The organism is Curtobacterium sp. P97 (assembly GCF_023712445.1).
In the GTDB taxonomy this organism is placed as follows: Bacteria; Actinomycetota; Actinomycetes; order Actinomycetales; family Microbacteriaceae; genus Curtobacterium.
The window spans coordinates 1-466 of sequence record NZ_JAMAYF010000089.1 but is presented as its reverse complement, the minus strand read 5'-3'; the positions used below and the strand labels follow the sequence as shown (position 1 = coordinate 466).

At 79.2% G+C, this 466-nt stretch carries 1 pseudogene; it reads left to right on the top strand.

Annotated elements, in window-relative coordinates:
* Positions 1-173 precede the first annotated feature (173 nt).
* Positions 174-466 (top strand): annotated as a pseudogene (locus M3677_RS17090) (hypothetical protein); the annotation flags it as partial.

Here is a 466-nt window from a genome sequence, read left to right as displayed (position 1 = left end):
ACTGCGCACAGCACCACCGGGACCCGATCACGTGGCCGGGTCCTGGCACAGACTTCATGCGGGCCGCGGCGCGCCGCACGGCGCACCGCTCCCGCCCGACCCCGCGCCCCTGCGCGGCCGCCAGTCGTCGACGACGATCGGCGCCCGGGGACGCACCAGGAGGCGAGCCCCTCGTGGCCGACACCGACGACACCACCCGCGACACCACCGGCGAGCCCGCCGAGCAGCACGTCGCCGAACCGCAGGACACCCCCCCGCCGGACATCCCGGCCGGCGAGCCCGCCCCCGAGGACGGGGCCACCGAGGACGCCGACCAGGACGCCGACCAGGACGCCGACCAGGACGCCGTCGAGGACGCCCCGGCCGACCCGGTGGGGGACGAGCCCGCCGGGGAGCTGCGGCTGCGGGCCGACGCCGAGACCCTCGAGGCGGCGGCGATCCCGCCGTCCCGCGTGGTGGCCGAGCC